The following is a 19209-nucleotide window of genomic DNA, read 5'->3' on the forward strand; positions in this document are numbered from 1 at the left end:
TGTGTCAAAGTGATGCCCATCAGATCGGAAATGATGGACATCACTTTGATGTCGCCCTCAGCCAGCGTCTATAACGGCCGGGACGAGCCGCTTACGCAGTACCACTCTGGAATGACACGGTACGCATTGCGTATGAAATCCAGACCGTCCGGGATTTGAGAAAATCCATACCGAGCAGCATGTCCACCCCGGAGGTGGATGCGTCCTGCACCAGTACCGGGCCACGTGGATACGTCGCGGTTCCGATCTCAATCGTTTCAAAGATATGAACGTGTCCATTGGCGCGCGCGCCCGTTGCACTGCCAATCGTCGCAGCCCGCTCCTGATCGAGGATTTCTTCATCGACGCCTGACCTGATCGCTGCATCTCGCGTCGCCGACGTACGATATGAACCCGTGTCTATCAAGGCGTGGACCGGATGGCCATTCAGGCGAATCCGGATCATGAGCATAGCTCGGAGTGAGTCCATCGAAGGACGCTCAAGTTCGAGCACCTGCAAGTCGCCAGTCTCGGGTGCGAACGGGCCGTCACAGAGGGTGTACAAAGTCATCGTGTGCTTCGGAAAATCCAGCACTACGTTATAGCGTGATAGAAGATCGGCTCCAATCGAGCCTGAAGGCAAAGTGGGATCGAGGTCGTCGGGACCGAGAACATTTGCTGTAACCAGGTGCACGTCTTCCCAGTTTTGGGTACCGAACTGAATCGAGCGCGCAACCATGAGGTGTTGCGGTCCAAGTTTGCCGCCGATTCCGTTCACAACCGCCATGCGATTTTCATCGTAAGGCAATCGAAGCATCGCGGCAGCATGTGACGTCAACGTGCTCATGGTTGTACCCGTGTCGATCATCATCGATACGGGGTGACCATTTATTCTGACAGTCGTAACGAATCGACGGTCCACTTCTCGGATTGGTAATTGCGCCTCGATTGTCGTCGGGCACTTTCGCGCCGCGGCGGGCATATCGTTGGACGTGCATCCGCAAAGAACGGGCACAGCGAGCATGAACAGAACAAGAAACAGGAGTGTTGATGATGCGCACCTGACCGAAGATGCCAAGCGGTTCGCGAAGGGCATCGTTGCTCCGTGAATACTCATTGCCTGTTTCTCCAGGACGACACACTTGCGAAATGGTCAACGCTCCCTCGCGTTATCAAGATCGAGCCTTCCCAGACTTCCAGCGAGCCGCAGCCGCGCCGCACGCCAGTCTGCGAGAGCCTGGACACGCTGTTGTTGCGCATTGGCCAGAGCGGTTTGCGCATTGAGCAATTCGAGGATGTTTCCTACGCCGGCCTGATAACGGTGCTGCGCAGCGGTGAAGGATCGCTGTGCGATGTCGAGTAGTTCCGCGCTGTCCTTCACGCTGTCGATCGAAGTCTGAACCGCCTGGTAACTATTCCAGACCTCCAGCCCGACCTGTCGACGCGCGTCGTCGAGTGCGTCTTCCTGCTGCTCAAGCTGGGCCCGACCCTGGCGAACCTGATACATGCGGCCAAAGCCCTCGAAGAACGGAATCGTTACCTGTACTCCAACGTACCATTCGTGTCCAGTGGCGGGAAATTCCGGGATACCGAGCCCCAGACTCGCCGGCTGGTTGTCCCGCGTGTATTTGGACACCAGGCTGATATTCGGTAAGCCCTCTGCACGTGTCTGGTCGACCTTCGCCGCCGCTGCGTCAACCTGGGCCTGCGCGGCCAGCACCGTAGGATGATCGCGCCTGGCGTCCTCAATGAGTTCGCCTACTGATTGCGTAAAGGTCGCATCAGGCTGCACCCCGGCAGTGACAAGTGGCAGTTCCAGCGGTATGTCCGGGGAAAGGTCCATGTCGGACGCCAAGGTGCCTGCTGCCGTTTGCCAGGCACCCTGCGCCTTGATCCTGTTCAGCACGGCCTGCGTATACGCGGTCTCTGCCTGAAGCGCATCCGATATGGGTGCAATACCCTTGTCGACACGTGCAGATGCAGCCTTCGCGCTGTCAGCAGCCATGTGCTCGATATCAACCGCCGCAGCGAGCGCAGCGGAGGCCGCTTGCGCGGCATAGTAGTCCTTTGCAACAGCGACGAAGAGACTCTGCAATGTTGCATTTTCGGTCGATTGGGCGGCAGCTAGCAGGGCCGAAGCATTGTGAACTGCCGCCGCACGTGCGCCGAAGTCGTAAAGCGTCCAGTTCAGTTGCACGCTTTCGGAATTGATGGTGGCAAGAGTCGCCGAACTCAAAGTCGGATGCCCTGTTACGTCGGTAATGGAATCGTCGCGCACAACCTGGCCATTACCGGTAATTGTCGGCAGATATGCCGCTCGCGCGACACCCAGGCCCGCCGCCTGGGCCTTGACGTCCGCCCAGGCTTCGCGGGTTTTAGGATTGCTGCATAGCGCGCGCTGAACGGCTTCCGCCAGCAGCAGGGGCTGTTCCGGCGCCCCGAACTGGCATCCGTTCGGGTCCGGCACGATCACACCAGCCGGAGTTGGCGAAATCCCTCCCTCGGTGCGCAGAACGTCAATAGCGTGCGTGTACGGGGATGCCACAAGCAGCCCTGCCACAGCAACTTTAGCCAGTCGTCGCCTAACGCTCACGCATACTCTCCTGAGCGCTTTCCACCAGTGGACCAAGGAAGTACCCTGCCACGCTCCGCTTACCGGTCTTGATGTCTGCCGTGACCTGCATGCCGGGAGTAAGCGTGATCCATTTGTCCTTCACACGAATTCTGTTGGTCGACAGCCGGATGCGAACCGGGAATGTCAGGCCAAGCTTTTTGTCCTGTACAGCATCGTTTGACACCGACACCACGGTACCGGTGATAAATCCATAGCGGGCATAGGGAAACGCTTCGACCTTGATGGCGACCGGCTGGTCGACGTCGACAAAACCGATATCCTTGTTCTGGAGTTGCGCCTCCACTTCCAACGTATCTGCTGGCACGATCTCCATGAGGGACTGGGCCGTCGTCACCACGCCTCCCAGCGTGTGCGTCGCCAACTGCTGAACCGTTCCGGACACCGGGGCAGTAAGGCTCAACAACGCCTGACGGGTTTGCGCCTTTGTTTCGTCATCCCGGCTTTGCGTGGCCTGCTGGGTATCCTTTTCCAATTCATCGAGCTGGTCATGCCGGAATTTCGACGAGGTCGATTCGATGTCCGCGCGCTGCTCGGCAATGCCTTCGGCCAGTTCACGGGCGTGACTCTGCTGTGCGACCAGTTCGTGTTCGAGACCAAGCGCCGTCTGTTCCTTGTCGAGATAGTCGCTCTGCGCAACATATTTATCTCCCGCGAGCGAACGATAATCATTCGCCTGCTGCCGTGCGAGGGGGGCCGTGGCCTGAAGTTTGGCCACCTCCTCGCGGGTGCTGTCGAGGTCAGCTTCGCGCTTGAGAAGTTCGGCCTGGGCGCTGTCTATGTTGTCCTGATACTCGCGGAACGCGCCGTCCGCGAGACGCTGGGCCTCCTGCATCCGCTCCCGCGGCGCCCCGTCGACGCCAGCGACCACCGGTGGCCGCTTGTCAATTAGCGCGGCCAGCAGCGCGTTTGCGCGGGCTGCGCCGAGTTCCGCATCAAGCCTCGTCGAACGCGCCTTGTCTGCGTCAGCCGCCGCCTGAGTCGTATCGAGCTTCACAAGCAACTGACCGGCCGTAACCTGCTCGCCGTCTTGAACCAGTATTTCTCTGACCACCCCGGTTACGGCGGGCTGGATCACCTTGACGCGCGCATTGGGCACAAACTTACCCGTCGCCGAGACGACGATGTCCAGTCTGCCGAAGATGCCAATCAGCAATACCAGCAGTGCCAGGATGACGATGATGCGCATCGCCCAGTGCGGTGCCGGATGAACCGGCGTCTCAACCAGTTCGAGCTGTGCGGGCAGAAAAGCGAGTTCGTGAACGACGCGGTCAGGCGAGTCAAACTGGTGCCGAACAGCCCATGCACTGCGAAACACTGAGGCATACCGCGCGCAAAGGTCGCCGAAAGCCTGCAATCTCAAGAATTTCATGGCTAACCGTCCTGCAATGAAACTAGGTGAGCGTAGTAGCCCCCGAGCCGAAGCAGTTCGGAATGGTTTCCCCGCTCAACTATCTGCCCCTTGTCCATCGCGACGATCTGGTCAGCGTGCCTGACGGCGGTCAGCCGGTGCGCGATGATGATAACCGTGCGTCCCGCACACATCGCCTTCATGTTGCTCTGGATAACACGCTCCGTTTCGAAGTCGAGCGCACTCGTCGCTTCGTCGAATACGAGAATGCGCGGGTTGGTCATAAGTGCTCGTGAGATCGCCAGACGTTGCCGCTGCCCCCCCGACAGATTCGAACCGTGTTCCCCGACGATCGTGTCGTAGGCTTCGGGCATTTCGCAGATGAAGTCATGCGCGCCAGCAAGCTTCGCTGCGGCGATCACCGCCGCGAGTGGCGCACCAGGGTCGATCAAGGCAATGTTGTCGCGGACAGAGCGGTTGAAGAGCAGGTTCTCCTGCAGCACCACACCAATCTGGCGGCGTAGCCATGCCGGATCCGCCAGCGCCAGATCAATGCCATCGATGCGCACGGTTCCCTGCTCAGGGAGATAGAGACGTTGCAGAAGTTTCGTCAGCGTGCTTTTCCCCGAACCGGAGCGCCCCACTATACCGATTACCTGGCCGGCGTCGATGTTCAGCGTTACGCTGTCGATTATCGGGGGGCCGTCAGGGCGATAGCGAAACCGGATGTTCTCAAAACTGACGTCGCCCTTGAGCGCGGGTAGCACCTGACGGCTCTGAGGTAATTCGGTACGCGAATTCAGGATGTCGCCCAGCCGGCTCATCGAAATACCCACCTGCTGGAAATCCTGCCAGAGTTGTGCGAGTCGGAGGACCGGCGCGCTAACACGCTGCGACATCATGTTGAACGCGATTAGCTCCCCGACGGTAAGTTTGCCGTCGATCACCAGCTTCGCTCCAAAAAACAGGGTGCCCAAGGTCACCAGCTTGCCCACCAGTTGTATCAGTTGCTGGCCAAGGTTGCCGAGAGAACTCACCCGAAAACCCGCCGCGACATAGGCCGCGAGTTGCGTCTCCCAGCGTTTGACGAACTGCGGCTCGACTGCCATCGACTTGACGGTCTCCACGCCCGAGACAGCCTCGACGAGAAATGACTGGTTATCCGCTCCGCGGGCGAACTTCTCGTTCAGGCGTGCGCGCAGCACCGGGATCATGCTGGCCGAGATCACGCCGTAGACCGGTAGCGAGATCGCAACGATCAGCGTCAGCCAGACGCTGTACACGCACATCACCCCTAGAAAAATGAATGAGAACGTCAGATCAATCAGCGCAGTCAGCGCCTGTCCGGTCAGAAAATTCCGGATGTTTTCAAGTTCCCGGACACGCGCAACCGTATCTCCGACACGACGCACTCCGAAATAAGCTAGCGGCAGTGTGACCAGGTGCCGGAAAAGACGCGCACCCAGTTCAACGTCGATGCGATTAGTCGTATGCGCGAAGACATAATTGCGCAGTCCGGTTAGCAAAACCTCGAATATGGAACTAACCAGCAGTGCTACGCATACGACATTGAGCGTGCTGTATGTCTGGTTGACCAGGACCTTGTCCATGACCACCTGAAACATTAGTGGTGAGACGAGGCCGAAAAGCTGCAGGACAAGAGACACACCAAGTACCTCGAGCAGAAGCCTTCGATACTTGACGATAGCCGGGATGAACCATGAAAAGTCGAAGCGAGCCAGCTCGCCAGCCAGGGACGCCCGCGAAGTGAACAGCAACATGCGGCCGCTGGAACGTTCTGCGACCTCTCGGGCGGGACGCACTGCGGGTGTCCGCATACCCGGCTCGAGCAGAAGTGCAGTATTGCCGTCCGATCCTGCCAGAATAAAATGCCTGCCCGTTAGATCCATGACAAGGGCAGGAAACGGTGTTTTGCTGATGCGATCGGGCTGCAACGGAACTGCACGTGCCTTGAGTCCGATGCTTCGTGCAGACAACACAAGATCAGCCTCGGAGAACGCCTCGCTCCTGACCGCCGCTGAGTGCCTCAACTGGGACGCATCCGTCGCAATGCCGTGAAAGCGCGCGATAAATACAAGTGCGGCAAGGCCGGCATCTTCCAGTTGTTCTGGTTGTTCTTCAATGCCCATTATTTAGCCAGAAAAAGTGCTGCTCAATCTGTCGGGCTGCCGCATCGAACGCCGCCTCGAGTGGCCCATATACACGTGCAAGCCTTAAAGAATCGGTACGTCCCGTACGTTGAGCTCGGGTTTCTCCCAGAAGTGGGTATGCGCAAACTTCGCGAAGATATCTGGCGGAATGCCCGGTTTGCGCTCCTGATGCTCAACTTTCTGCCGAACCTTGTGCAAGCCCGGCATGCCGAGCAGCGCGTCATAGTCGGGTTCGTCGTATACGACGTTGTCGAAATCGTGACTAAACCACGGTTCGCCCAGTGCATCATAGAGTCGACGCAGCGTCCTTTCCGGGGCGCGTACCAGATGGTCGTAGGGGACGATGATCAGTCGTCTTGCTTCGTCTCCGAACCACGCTTCACGCAGATTGCTCCATGACAAGCCGATCAGTCCGCTCTCGGAGTTCATGAGCGATTCCACCCGCGAATAGACCGATGTCCCGGGTTGGAACTGGAACATACGCGAAAGCTGCAGCGGATTCTTCGCAAGCATCCGTTCGATGCTGTCAATGATCCAGCCCGTCTCGCGCACGCAGCAGATGATGCGGGACGCGGGGTACAACTCTCCAAGTAAAGCCGCTCTTCCGGTCCACGTTCGGTTGGTGTCGAATACCACCTGGCTAAACTGGACGTCTGCGTAATAGGCGTCGAACACGCTGCGCAACATGGCGGCGCGTTTCGCGTCGTCGAAAAACACAGCAAACTCTCCGCCACACATTTTTTTATGAAGCGCAGTGCACAAAGACGAGACTGGGCTCGTCATGGCCGCCTTGAAACGCGGATTCTGGCGCAGTAGGGCACAAAGCAGGGTTGACCCGGAACGCGGCAAACCCGAAATGAGATGAAGCGTGTTGACCACAGAAAATCCCCGGTAGGTCCGAAGCGAACGCTGCCGGACCATAAGCAATTGATACAAGCCGTCGTACGCGGGTGGTCGCATGCTTGCGACCACCCGCGGTGCGTTCTGCGTCCCCGCTCAGGCCTGATGTGCCGACATCGCAAGTTGTGCTTGCACGTTCTGCTGGTCGATGGCGGCAATGCCCGTCACGCCGGCTGGCGCTGGCGCATACGAAGCCATGGCCTGAATTAACTGGGCGAGCTGCGCAGTTGAAGCACTGGGTGCAAGTGGAACTGATCCCGAACCGTACAACAACTGGATTCCCGCGGTATCGGTGCTGTCCAGCGTGCGATTGCTCGACGTCAGGTCGTAGTACATGATCGAGTTCTGGTCGGAATTGTCAGCCAGACCGAGCGCATGGCCGATCTCATGAAGTAGCACCTGCTCAAGGGTTGCTTCGGTGCCCGAGTATGTTAGTTGACCATCTGCCCCAGCGACAAGTGCATCCTGATCAGGGCTTTCGAGTTCGATGTTTGTACCGGGCGCCATCTGTCCGTTCTGCGCCTGGTACGTCGTATAGCCCACCACGCCGGTACTCGCTGTATTGAGGTCGCTCCACCCAATGCTGATGTCGGACTGGGCCGAACCGGAGACTTCCTTGAAGGTGATGCCCGACGCCGCTGCCCAGGTAGCGAACGCCTGCTCGACGTCGGCCTCGTAGGCGGCTTCCGAAGCACTACCTGATTGGGAGCCGCTCGCGTCCGGCGCTTCAGCGAAGCTCCAGGTAATGATCTGACTATCCCACTTCGCACCCTCGAGTACCGAGGAACCCGTTCCGGCCGTTGGCGTTGCCATTGCGGTATCGTGAGCCTGCTGAAGAGCGGTTTCGGCCGCCGCGGCGCCAGCCTCATTGCCCTTTGTCACGTCGCCCTGGGCGATCGATCCGATGCTGCTGCCTACCGCAGCCTTTACAGTCGATTTTTTACCGGCAAAACCATATCCACCGTAATACCCGCCACCACCGTAATACCCGCCTCCGTCGCCGCCGATGGGGTCGCCATCGGGATCGAAATCCCCATATCCGATTTCGCTTCCGCTTGAGTTATAGAGCTTCTCCTGGTACGAGGTCTCGTCGCCAGCCGCGTTATAGTCGAATGTAAAGTTTGCGATGTCGCCATTGGTTTCGGAAACGGACTGGGTCGTTAGCAGACCTGTCGCGTTCGTACTGGTGAAGATATCCGTAACTGACGCGTCTCCGGCCGGCAAGTCGGTATAGAACGTTTGCTGTGAAGTGCCCGAAGTAGAGTCGCTCAGTTGCCAGTTCAGGGAGCCTGTGCCATTTGCGCCGCTGTAATCGTCGACCAACTCAGTGAGCCCGCTCCCCAGGCCCGCGAGATACTGGACCTGCGAACCACCGGCACTGAAGTTGTACAGATCCTCGGTTTGTGTGCCTGAGGCATTTTCGCCGCTGAAGTATTCGGTAATCGAAGAGTCGCCGCTGGGTAGGCCAGAATAGAAAGTCTGCTGCGAAGTTCCGGAGGTGGAATCGCTGATCTGCCAGTCGAGCGAGCCGGTACCGTTCGCGCCGCTGTATTGGTCAACCAACTCAGTGAGCCCGCTCCCCAGGCCGGCGAGATACTGGACCTGCGAGCCGCCATCGGTAAAGTTGTATAAATCCTCCGTCTGGGTCCCCGTGGTATTCGTACCGCTGAAATACTCCGTTTCAGACGATTCACCGCTGGGCAAACCAGAGTAGAACGTCTGCTGCGAAGTTCCAGAGGTGGAATCGCTGATCTGCCAGTCGAGAGAGCCCGTGCCGTTCGAGCCGCTGTATTGATCAACCAACTCAGACAGGCCGCTACCCAGACCTGCAAGATACTGTACCTGCGAGCCACCATCGGTGAAGTTAAAGAGGTTTTCGGTCTGTGTACCCGTGGCGTTTGTGCCGCTAAAGTACTGCGTTTCCGACGACTCGCCGCTTGCCAGGCCAGAGTAGTAGGTTTCCTGGGAATTGCCCGCCGTGTAGTCGAGTAGCTGTGCAGTCAGCGTACCCGTGCCGTTCGCACCCGAGAACGCTTCGGCTTCGTAGGAGAGGCCATCGCCAAGCCCAGTAAGCAGTTGTTCCTGCGAGGTACCATCCGTGTAGTTAACGAGGTTCTCTGTCTGCGTGCCGGTTGCGTCTGTGCCAGTGAAATATTCCGTGACCGAAGAATCGCCGCTGGGCAGACCCGTGTAGAAAAGCTCCTGTGAATTGCCCGCGGTGAAATCCGTGATCTGGGAAGTTTCGGCACCCGTACCGTTCGCGCCAGTATAGTCGGAGACCAATTCGGAAATGCCGCTTCCCAGCCCCGTAAAATACTGAGCCTGCGAACCTCCGGCGGTGAAGTTGTAGAGATTCTCAGTGAGTGTTCCGGTGGCTCCGGTAGCGCTGAAGTCTTCCGTTTCCGACGATGTGCCGCTCGGCAGACCCGTGAACAAAACTTCCTGGGAATTGCCCGCAGTGAAATCGAAGAGCTGCCCTGTCAACGAGCCTGTGCCGTTCGCACCCGAGAACTCTTCGGCCTCATATGAGAGACCGTTGCCGAGTCCCGCGAGTAACTGCTCCTGTGAACCCCCATCTGTGTAATTGATGAGGTTCTCTGTCTGGGTGCCAGTCGCGTTTGTGCCGCTGAAGTATTCGGTAACCGAAGAATCGCCAGTGGGCAGACTTGTATAGAAAAGCTCCTGCGAATTGCCTGTAGTGGAATCCGTGATCTGCGACGTTTCCGTACCCGTACCGTTCGCACCGGTATAGTTCTGTATCAGCTCGGATATCCCGGCACCTAGCCCTGTAAAGAATTGATCCTGAGAACCTCCGGACGTCAGGTCATACGTGGCCTCGGTCTCCGTACCGGTAGCATTCGACCCGTTGAAATCTTCCGTTATCGAAGAATCGCCAGTGGGCAGTCCGGTATAAAACTGCTCCGCCGAATTGCCAGCCGTAAAGTCCGTGATCTGCGACGTCTCGGTGCCCGTTCCGTTGGCGCCGGTGTAGTTCTGTATCAGTTCGGAGACGCCGCTTGCGAGCCCGGTAAAAAATTGATCTTGTGAGCCGCCATCGGCGAGATTGAATACGGCCTGAGTCTCATCGCCGGTCGATGGGTCATAGAACACTTCGTTAGAAGAACCATCCGCGTTGTACTGGGTTGACTCGGTTTCCTGACTCGCGGTATTGAAGAAAGCCTGTCCCGTCAAGGCACCAGTACCTGGATCGTAGAACGAATCGGTGGAGGAACCATCTGCGTTGATCTGTGCCGATTCGGTTTCTTGACCGTCTGAATTAAGCATGATCACGCTCTGTGAGCCGTCGCTATTGAACGTGTAGTCGGTCTGAGAGCCATCCGCGTTGACAAGGTTCTCGCTGGTCAGTGTGCCGGTCGACGGATCGTAGAACATCTCCGTGGACGAACCGTCGGTATTGAACTGGGTAGACGCAGTTTCCTGTCCGGCCTGGTTGTAGAAGTTCTCGCTGGTCTCAACACCATTTGTGTAGTTGATCGCGTCGGCGATATACCCATTGCTGAATTGCTGATCCTGCGTGAGTTCACCGGTCGAGCTAAATGTATCGTTGTCCGTTTGTGTGCCGCTGGCATTCTGCACGGCCACGCTGAACGACCCATCGGCATTGAGCGTGACAGTATCGGTCACGCCGGCGCTCACACTGCCGCTCACGCCAGCTACGTCGATCGTGCCGTTTGAGATCGTAATATCCTGGCTCGTCACGGCATCAATGATTTCGTCGCCGCTATCGGAGCTCAAGGTTACGGTCGAGCCTGCGCCCTCCGTAACGAGATTTGCACTACCGCCAATCGTCGCACTTGAGCCCGCTGCGGTAGTGATGTCTGCGTTACTGATATTGGAAACAACCCCCAAACCGGTGATCGATTCGGATTCGACATCTGATGTGCCATTTTCGGCCAGCTCGACACTACTTGTTTGCGTCCCCTGACTGTTCTCTTCTGTGTAGAGAAAAGCATCGCCGCCCAATGCGGTTTCCGTGATGGTGTCCCCAGTCTGGCCCGGCATGACAAACTGGTCCGAACTACTACCCGGATCGTTCATGGGAAGTTGATAGTAGTTGCCAGGATCGGATAGCCAATCCTGCATCTGGTTATCCAGATTCTGAAAATAGTACGTAATACCATTGAGAGCACTGCTACCTGCCTGAAACAGAGCAACTCCGGCTCCGATCCCGGTGGCCACCTCTCCAATTTCGGCAAGGAGTGCAGCGTCGCCTGTCGAAAATCCCAATCCCTCCAAGGTGCTGAGCGACGCAGTGGTGAGGCCCGTTGCAGCTGTTCCAGCAAATGACCCGACTGCACCAAAGGCGTCGGATGTCATGGAAGTTAACGCGTCGCTCGCCGCGTCCGCATCGTTGGACTGAATCGCGGATTCATAGTTATTGTAGTCTTGATAAAAGGCGGCCGAGTTGGCTACGAAACCTGTTCCGTTTGAAAACGCAGACATCGCAGGGCTTTCAGAAAATGCTGTCAGCGCCGACATTAGTGACGTGAGTCCCGTCGCAATCGTCGGTGCAGTGGCATTCTGTAATGACGATAGAAACGTAGCCCATGTAGCCGCAAAAGAGCCGACGTTGACATCCGTCTGAAACACCTCAATTCCGCTCATATCACGTCCTTTTCAATTTAATTTGATAAAGTTGTGGCCATGCGAAACCCGATTGAACTATTTCGGGTATCAATCTTGTTTCCGGCCCTGTCGGCTGCACGCACAGCAAATGGAATGCTCGCCCAGCTCCCGCCTCGGGTGCGTCGGGCAGAGCACGATATAGCAATCGACTCAGGGGTCTCGCGATAAGGAGTGGTATATCCTAGACCAGAGCAATCCGAAACCCATTGATAAACATCGCCGAGCATGTCGAATAATCCCCATGGGTTGGGCTGGAATGATCCAACGGGTGATGTTCTGACGTACCCGCTGTCGCAATTCACATATGGACCGATCGGGTTAGCTCTTTCCTTTGAGAGATCCCGGGTGTTCTCATACTTACATTGTTTCGATCGATCGTCGCCCCAATACATGGCCGAGTCTGTTCCTGCTCGCGCAGCGTATTCCCATTCAGTCTCGGCAGGCAGGCGGTACCTATGTGTGCTTTCATTGGAGATTCTTGAATTAATCCACGCAATGAATTTCTGGGCGTCATTCCAGGAGACGCAAACCACAGGGTCCTGTTCTGACTGCCTGAATCCCGGATTCTCCCAGTCAGCTGTTTTGTCGAAAAACCACTTTCCCCCGTCGAAAATCCTGCATCCCTTACCTTCGAATCGGGTTTCCTTGGCAAAAACTGAAAACTGCCCCCGTGTCACATCAAATTTTGCGATACCAAATGAACTCACATTGACCAGATGTCGCGGGATTTCATCCTGATACATGAATCTGTAATTATCCTCACCTCTGAATTCTTCTTCAGTTGCGCCCATCATATATTTTCCAGCCGGAAGAACAATCATTTCCGAGCAGACGTCACAATCACGAAAATTTCTGAATGATGGCACTGCAACTTCCGCACTCGCAAAAGTCGATATAACACAAGGTAGTAGCAGAAAAAATAACGTACACAACAGATAAATCGCCTTATTCCGGGCGAGTTGATATTTATACAAGCCAGAAATCATTTTCTTTACACACTCAATCTTTCCGTCGATCCGGACGCCAAAGAATTTTTCCGACGGTGCCCGCGAAGCATTAGCTACCATATCCCGGAAGAATTGCGAATAAAAATCTGACATGACAAGGCCGATAATTTGTGCTTAAAGAAGAACGTAAAATCCAGTGAATTTTAATCTGCTTTGCCGAAAATCATAAAATTAATATCTCAACAGGTGTTCGGGTGTCGAAAACATTGCACCCGTGCATCTACTAGGTAAAGTTTTCTTTCGCAATGTGCGCCGCACAAAACCCCACACAGCTTCAGGCACATTTATTATCTTGCGTTCTTCTTAAAAGAGGTGACTTGTATAGAGCATAAAATAAGCTGACCAACCCCAGACAAGGTCGGCAAAAATGAGATAGCCGCGATAATTGAGCCAGACCGGTCCTATTTGATCTCTGGTTCACGCCAGCTTTTGCGCTAATCTGAACTGCCCGCCACCATCGGTGACGACCAGCATCACCGCCATTGGCTAGACGTGTCAAAACTCGAAACTTATCGGCTTCGAGGCCCCTCATCTCCTCTCCCGAATTTCCATGAGCCCACACAGAACGTTCCGATAGACGGCTTCTTTGTTGAACAATAGCGGCTCACGTTTTGAAACAGTCTCGACCAGTGAATATCTATGTTTTATTAGCGCTCACCAGCGGCAATAAATTAACAATCGACGCCAGATATTCAGAGCTTTATACACTTAATACTTCGTAGATTAAAATTTGCATCTATCGATGCAATCCGTCAACACAAAAATGAAAATGTAATATTTCAAAAAGTTACGCAGAATGTAACGGCCTTATCTTAAAGAGTCACAGGATCCGTTTGAAGTCGTTTGCCGGCCTGTCTATTTTATCTATGGCGCATAGTCGAATGCTGCGTTAGTTTGAAGTGATCTCTGCGATCAGGGCGATTCGCATGCCCGTCATTGAACGCTTCCCCTATCCGCTCTTGCCCAAAACGGTCGCGGCGCAATTCCGGGGCATCAGACTGTTACGCTCTCCTTTTGACTAGTGCAGTATCTGCTGCATTCGGCCTGGTTGAACGTGTCAGTCGCGCGATTCCATGCGGGCCTTTTGTATCGCAGCATACGGCGGCGCTTAGCCACGGGCAAATCCGTGACCTGACAATTTGAGAGTCCAATTCCGACCACGGAAGATTTGTTCCCACCGTCAGGTCGAATGGCCGTTTGTGGCCCAAACAGAGTCTTATGCGACCAGATAAACCGACCCACGAGGACGAGCCACATTGCTCGCAAGGAAACGTTCGTTGCCAAGCCTCTCGTCCTCACAAGGGAGGCTCGGTATTTCATAACGAGAGCCATTCCATGAACCCCAACATGCCTAGACAGATTGCGAATCGGGAGCCCTTTTGCTGATGTTTAATCCGACTGGGTGGCGAAGTCCGGTCGGTGAGGCAATCAGGTGCTGCGGTGACGCTCGCTGGGGCAGAGTTGCATTCGATCAGTAAGCGCTGGCGTCATCCACTGCCTCGATTGACTGGACGAACGGTGCATTAAGCAGTCCAGGATTCAGTTTAATGTCGTAGACGCGCGACTGTGGGTCAGCCCGATAGTGCGCCTCGCCACAGGTCAACGGCAATTTCGTTAATGTCGTGCCTCTCACCAGAGTCGGTGACGGCCTGTCGAGATACAGCCAGCAGTTCATATGCTTTCCACGGGTGATGACAGTGGTGCCCACCACACGAATCAACTGGGCCGTTAATAGCTTCTCCCCCAGATAAGTGTTCGCGATCATAGCCAACCCCGATCCAATGAAAATCGAACAGATCAGCGCCGAGATGACTGCGTTAAAGGCGGCTGCACCGCCTAGCGCGTGATTGCGCAAATGCGTCGGGATGACGAATACGCCCCCTGCGATCGCAAACACCAAGCCGAGCGCAAATGAATATTTCACGATAGTCAAAGGTGTTAGCGACGACTCCAGAAATGCAAGAGGAACTCCGTACACCAAACTGGCGCCGATCGCATAAGCGACATAAGGCCGTCCAATCCGATCGACACCAGTGGCGTCGTTCACATAAGCGCCCGCGACCGTTTCGAGCCGTGTAGCCACCGTCCCGACATAGTACGAAGACGCCTCTTTCGACTTGCTCGCGTTTGAATTCCCGATCGTGAATGTCAACTGGCTGTTTTGCAGCGTAATTCGCGAACCGGTCTTGAGCAGTGCCACGACGGCCTCAGCAAAGGCGTCGTCCCTTCTGAGACGCTCTAGTATTGAACCGTTCAAGCCAAAGACGACAATGCCGTCACCGAATGGCTCAGGCGGAGTGAGCTTGAGCAGGCGGACGAGGTGCGATCCCTGGCCACTCGCGCCGGCCCGCATGAAACAGACAGAGCCGGCTACGTCGCATGAGACTCTAATCGACGTCGTCTGCTTGCCTCGCAGCACCCGCACAGCGCGGGGCAGTTCGGCGATGACCGTGCCGCTATCGTTTGAAGGGTTCTGCTGGCTATTAAACATCGTTCTAGAATCCGATTCGTAGAGGCGACTAGTGGTGGATCTTTAATGGTATCGGCAGGGGTATAGGCCCTCACGCAAAGCCTACCGTATAAGGGCATCGTCGCTTTTTCTTCTCCGTTCTCATTTACAGCGCCCCCGCCAACATCTCACACCGAGCGGAATTGCGTGGAAACGTCGATGCGCTGGTTGCTCTCGAATGGAATCCTGATACTAAGACGTTCTCATCGCTTGTGGAATCATCTGCTAACGACCTCCACGCTTACGTAATCCAAGCCAACAATTGAACCGCCCCGGCAAATCCGGGGCGGTTCAAATCGCAAGTATGGCGACAGTCGGATCAGATCGCCTGCCAGGCAAGACTATGCCCGCGACATCGTTCAAGTCAAAGGTGGTGTAAGCAACTACTCCGTGCTCGGTGAGATTGACCAGCGGAGACAATGAATAGAACCGTGGCATTCGACGCCTCCTCGTCGGCAAAAGCAGCCTTGTAGAAATGACCACGCACCGGCACGGAGATAACCGGATTGATCGCGACACACCACTGGCAGCAGTGTGTCGGCCGGACGGGTGAGCCATTAGCGACCAAGCGCAAGATGGCACGTGCGGGTCTTCTCGCCGCGCCAGTTCGTCAGCGCGCCGTCTGCCTGAAACGCTGGCTGCTCCGTCGTCCCGGCAAATTGTCCAGTGAAGGCGGTAGTCCACGCGTGCTGCGCATCGGCATACTGGCCGGTGCCACCCAACCGCAACGTCAGATCGTTGGCGACCGTGCCGGACAGAACCTCGCGGTATGGGTGATCGCCGTGTGACTGGCGTACGAGCCGCGCCCGTCCGTTGCGGACGGTCAGCCTGACGTGATGAGACCATGCCTCCAGATCGGGCACCGAGCCTGAGCCACTGAATGCACCGCATTCATAGATGCCGTGCCAGTCGCCTTCGAGATCCGCCAGCACCAGCGTCCGGTTCGCCGGTTGTGGCGCGGGTGGCGTCGTCGGTGCCGGTGTCGACGTCTGGGTCTGGGCCCGCGCTATCGCCTGAGGCGGAGCCACTTTGGCGAGTGCCTCCTGCTCGGAGCGGAGCGCCCTGGCCCGTAACTGCTTTGCCTGCGTGTTGGACGGGTCGAGCAGCAGGATGGCTTCGGCGGTCGCAACAGCGCTGCCGTATTGCGCAGCGTGGAACTGATCCTGCGCCTTCTGCAACAGTAACTGAAGCTTCGCGGCTTGCGGCAATGCGTCTGCGACGGGAGCGGCGCTCGCGCTGCCCGGTGCCGGTGCTGGCGTACTACCCTCCGCGTGGCCCCACGGTTTTGACAGGATGGTCCTGAAGCCGCTCCCGGTGAATTCGATAAACTTCACCGTGTCGTCTCCATCATTGCCGTCATTGATCACGCCCGCAACGACCATCAACCGGCTATCAGGTCGCGTTTCGAGATCTTCGTCCTGCCCCGGCCTGGCCTCGCCATCAGCGTCCCTGTACTCAGGCTTAACCGGGGAGACACCTTCGAGGGTGACCGGGAGCTCATAGGCCTCGCCGGTTTTCAGATCGACCAGCCCACCCGTGATACACCCTCCCGTACCGCATCCCCATGTCGCGATGGCGTAGTGGCCAGCGACGATGCCCTGTGTCTGGGTGATACGCCCGTGGTCGCGCAAGTCCTTCGCATAGTAGTCGAGGACCGCGGACAGGTTGGTTCTGTATTCCTTTCCAAACTCATCGGGAACGAGTGCGTGAACTGGGCCGTTATACAGCGGCCCGGACGGATAGTCGGCAAACTTCGGAGTGGGGCCGCCAACGGAAGTGTCAGGCTCCGAAGTTGCGGGCGTAGCACTGGCGCTGTCAGATGCCACAGCGGTCGCTTCAGGGACGAACGCGGCGACGTCCGATGAACCCTGCGCCGAAGGCACGGTTGCCGCCGATGAAGGGGCGCCAGAGACCTGGGAAGCGCCGCCGGTTGCGACACTGGACGGTTGCGTATCGGTTGTATCGGTCGTGTTGCTGGTCGCGCCGGTCGCAGCCACCGGGGACGACGAAGGCTGAAACAGCGACGCAATCCTCTCACCCAGTCGGTGAAAGAGGCCGGGCGGCAATCCGCTGTCGGGCGAATTAACTGCTACCGGCCCATCCCCGTACAGTGGCGTTATCGGCGATTGATCGCCGCTGAAATTCAGGCCCATGTTCATCACGCGCATGGTGTCCGCGATGACGTCGGCGGAAACGTAATCCCTGTTCAGCATGTGCCATCCGCTGTCACTCTGGGTCAGCGGAACGGCGTCGAGAACCTGGTAGCGGTTTGTTGTCTTCGTGCTGTTCATGGCCTGACGTATCCGCAGAACGACCAGAGTCGGACATCCGGCAAAGTCATCCTCGTTGGTGGACGTTCTGAACTGATCGGGGTCCGTGAGCGTGACGACAGCGGAGAACTTGATCGCGTACATCGGCCCAACGCCCGGCTCCCGGATGGGCACGCCGTCGAGACGTTTGATGTCGCCGACCGTCCATTGCCGGCACGTGCCATCCATTGCCTGCACTGCGGTATTGAGTTGAGCATCGTTCGGTTTCGAGGTATCCAGCCTGTCGCAGCCGCCCAGCAATACCCCGAGAGCAATGGCCGGCGCGATCAGCAACGCCGTCCTGAGTGTTGTGTATATGTGCATGTTTTTGTCAGATTGATTGAACTGCCCGAGTGAGCGTGGCGTCTTTCGGGTCTAAATTAATACTTTGAGTTTGGTTTTTGAGCGTACTTTACTCCAAACCAAACTCAAAGTGTGTGGTCTTGAACGAGTCATGCCGGAACACTTCCGGCATGCCCAACCCAACTCAAAAGTGTGATGTCCAGCGCCTGTTTGCGGCCAACATGCGCCGCATCCGCAAGGCGAAAGAACTGACGCAGGAGAAGATCGCTGAGCTGGCCGAACTGCATCCGAACTACGTCAGTTCGGTCGAGCGCGGCGAACGCAACATCTCGATCTGCAACATCGAACGAATCGCGAAGGCGCTCGGCGTCACGATGGCGGAGCTTGTCGCCGCACCGGTACGCGACGCCGAAGCAACGGCGGTGGCACCCGGCGACGCTCCTCGGTGAGTTGCGCGCGTCCACGCGAATCAGCCATCATCGGCGCCCCTGCCGTCGCCCACGTAGTCGACTGTGTACCTGCGGCACTCGAACGATAGCGTCTGCGCGTACGCGAGGACTTCGCCCAGTTCGACCTGCAACCGGCCAACGGCGACCGCATGATGCGCGCCGATGTTGCCGTCCGCGATCTGCTGTGCCGTGCAGGCATGAAGCAGCCCGATTGCCGAGAATCCGTCGTGCACAATCTGAAGCACGAGTTCGGCCGACTCTGCCAGTTGCACCAGCAGGTCAGGCTCAGCCTGCGCGTAGTCGGGCTGGCCGGATTGCGTCACGGGCAATTTTGGCAACCCTGCGAGCAGATCGCGCAACGGGCGGCGAACCAGGTCAGGCGATGCCATTTGTGGCGCGGCGGGAAACGAGCCTGTCATGTCGTCGCCTTCCGCGTGTGATTGAGCAGCATGATCACCTTGCTGCCATATTCCCCCATCGGATACACCTCCATGTACCAGTGGATGTCCGGCAGGCTCGTTCGCACGTAATCGTGCGGCTCGATCCAGTACGCCGGGTCGATCACGTACTCGACCTTGACGCCTGGGTCCTGGCTGGCGCGGGCGCGGTGGAACAGCACGTGCCGGCCAAGATTGCTGAGCTCGTCGTAGTCGACAAGAGCAATCGCCAGATCGGGTATTTCGCTGGCTGACGCAGGCTCTTCATACATGCCTGTGTTGTAGCCGTGGTGCGCAAGCAGCTGGGCGATGAAGTCGCCGGTTATCCAGTATGGGCCGTGCACCGGATGCCGAAACCGCCTGATGGCGACGTTGCGAACTTCTTCAAGGGTCGTGCCGCAGATCATGGCGATGACCGCAAACGGGCAATCGAAGTCGTCGCATTGCTGCACGCGTCGGAACGCCGGTACGAACCCGGCTCCGATCATGGTGACGGTGGTTGGGATGGCCAGCAT

Annotated in this window: 12 protein-coding genes; 1 reads left to right on the forward strand and 11 read right to left on the reverse strand. The window is 57.0% G+C overall.

Going from position 1 to position 19209, the window contains the following annotated elements:
• Window positions 1-91 precede the first annotated feature (91 nt).
• From P3T24_RS25015 to P3T24_RS25055, 9 genes are all read right to left on the reverse strand, one after another.
• On the reverse strand, window positions 92-1096 hold the full coding sequence (locus tag P3T24_RS25015) for an aspartyl protease family protein (RefSeq protein ID WP_429438857.1): 1005 nt from the start codon (window positions 1094-1096) through the stop codon (window positions 92-94).
• Between the two features lie 36 nt (window positions 1097-1132).
• On the reverse strand, window positions 1133-2572 hold the full coding sequence (locus P3T24_RS25020; protein WP_429438860.1) for a TolC family protein: 1440 nt from the start codon (window positions 2570-2572) through the stop codon (window positions 1133-1135).
• Window positions 2562-3800 carry an HlyD family type I secretion periplasmic adaptor subunit gene (locus P3T24_RS25025; RefSeq protein WP_429438862.1) on the reverse strand — a complete coding sequence of 413 codons (1239 nt, stop codon included), beginning with the start codon at window positions 3798-3800 and terminating at the stop codon, window positions 2562-2564. The genes P3T24_RS25020 and P3T24_RS25025 overlap by 11 nt, the downstream gene beginning before the upstream one ends.
• 185 nt (window positions 3801-3985) lie before the next feature.
• Window positions 3986-6112 (reverse strand): type I secretion system permease/ATPase, encoded by a 2127-nt coding sequence (locus P3T24_RS25030; protein ID WP_429438863.1) that lies wholly within the window; start codon window positions 6110-6112, stop codon window positions 3986-3988.
• A gap of 84 nt (window positions 6113-6196) precedes the next feature.
• Window positions 6197-7093: a sulfotransferase family protein gene (locus tag P3T24_RS25035; protein ID WP_429438866.1), complete on the reverse strand. Its 897-nt coding sequence runs from the start codon at window positions 7091-7093 to the stop codon at window positions 6197-6199.
• A gap of 36 nt (window positions 7094-7129) precedes the next feature.
• Window positions 7130-11659, reverse strand: a complete 4530-nt coding sequence (locus tag P3T24_RS25040; protein WP_429438868.1) for a matrixin family metalloprotease — start codon at window positions 11657-11659, stop codon at window positions 7130-7132.
• Between the two features lie 17 nt (window positions 11660-11676).
• The gene (locus tag P3T24_RS25045) at window positions 11677-12780 is read right to left on the reverse strand and encodes a formylglycine-generating enzyme family protein (RefSeq protein WP_429438869.1); all 1104 of its coding nucleotides are present in this window, start codon (window positions 12778-12780) and stop codon (window positions 11677-11679) included.
• Between the two features lie 1378 nt (window positions 12781-14158).
• Window positions 14159-14887: a hypothetical protein gene (locus tag P3T24_RS25050; RefSeq protein ID WP_429438871.1), complete on the reverse strand. Its 729-nt coding sequence runs from the start codon at window positions 14885-14887 to the stop codon at window positions 14159-14161.
• Between the two features lie 866 nt (window positions 14888-15753).
• Window positions 15754-17829, reverse strand: a complete 2076-nt coding sequence (locus tag P3T24_RS25055) for a hypothetical protein (RefSeq protein ID WP_429438873.1) — start codon at window positions 17827-17829, stop codon at window positions 15754-15756.
• Between the two features lie 149 nt (window positions 17830-17978).
• On the opposite strand from P3T24_RS25055, the gene P3T24_RS25060 reads away from it, so the two are divergent.
• The gene (locus tag P3T24_RS25060) at window positions 17979-18257 is read left to right on the forward strand and encodes a helix-turn-helix domain-containing protein (protein WP_429438875.1); all 279 of its coding nucleotides are present in this window, start codon (window positions 17979-17981) and stop codon (window positions 18255-18257) included.
• A gap of 20 nt (window positions 18258-18277) precedes the next feature.
• Here P3T24_RS25060 and P3T24_RS25065 read toward each other — a convergent pair whose 3' ends face one another.
• Together P3T24_RS25065 and P3T24_RS25070 are read right to left on the reverse strand one after the other, a co-directional pair.
• Window positions 18278-18676: a hypothetical protein gene (locus tag P3T24_RS25065; protein ID WP_429438877.1), complete on the reverse strand. Its 399-nt coding sequence runs from the start codon at window positions 18674-18676 to the stop codon at window positions 18278-18280.
• Complete coding sequence (locus P3T24_RS25070) at window positions 18673-19209, reverse strand: hypothetical protein (protein WP_429438879.1); 537 nt, start codon at window positions 19207-19209, stop codon at window positions 18673-18675. The genes P3T24_RS25065 and P3T24_RS25070 overlap by 4 nt, the downstream gene beginning before the upstream one ends.

The organism is Paraburkholderia sp. GAS33, from assembly GCF_050436645.1.
Lineage (GTDB): Bacteria > Pseudomonadota > Gammaproteobacteria > Burkholderiales > Burkholderiaceae > Paraburkholderia > Paraburkholderia phenazinium_B.

Excerpts from the sequence above, each read along its gene's own strand:
- P3T24_RS25015 (WP_429438857.1), bottom strand. The coding sequence starts at position 1,096 with ATGAGTATTCACGGAGCAACGATGCCCTTCGCGAACCGCTTGGCATCT.
- P3T24_RS25025 (WP_429438862.1), bottom strand. The coding sequence starts at position 3,800 with ATGCGCATCATCGTCATCCTGGCACTGCTGGTATTGCTGATTGGCATC.
- P3T24_RS25030 (WP_429438863.1), bottom strand. The coding sequence starts at position 6,112 with ATGGGCATTGAAGAACAACCAGAACAACTGGAAGATGCCGGCCTTGCC.
- P3T24_RS25035 (WP_429438866.1), bottom strand. The coding sequence starts at position 7,093 with ATGCGACCACCCGCGTACGACGGCTTGTATCAATTGCTTATGGTCCGG.
- P3T24_RS25040 (WP_429438868.1), bottom strand. The coding sequence starts at position 11,659 with ATGAGCGGAATTGAGGTGTTTCAGACGGATGTCAACGTCGGCTCTTTT.
- P3T24_RS25045 (WP_429438869.1), bottom strand. The coding sequence starts at position 12,780 with ATGTCAGATTTTTATTCGCAATTCTTCCGGGATATGGTAGCTAATGCT.
- P3T24_RS25055 (WP_429438873.1), bottom strand. The coding sequence starts at position 17,829 with ATGCACATATACACAACACTCAGGACGGCGTTGCTGATCGCGCCGGCC.
- P3T24_RS25060 (WP_429438875.1), top strand. The coding sequence starts at position 17,979 with ATGCCCAACCCAACTCAAAAGTGTGATGTCCAGCGCCTGTTTGCGGCC.
- P3T24_RS25065 (WP_429438877.1), bottom strand. The coding sequence starts at position 18,676 with ATGACAGGCTCGTTTCCCGCCGCGCCACAAATGGCATCGCCTGACCTG.
- P3T24_RS25070 (WP_429438879.1), bottom strand. The coding sequence starts at position 19,209 with ATGCTGGCCATCCCAACCACCGTCACCATGATCGGAGCCGGGTTCGTA.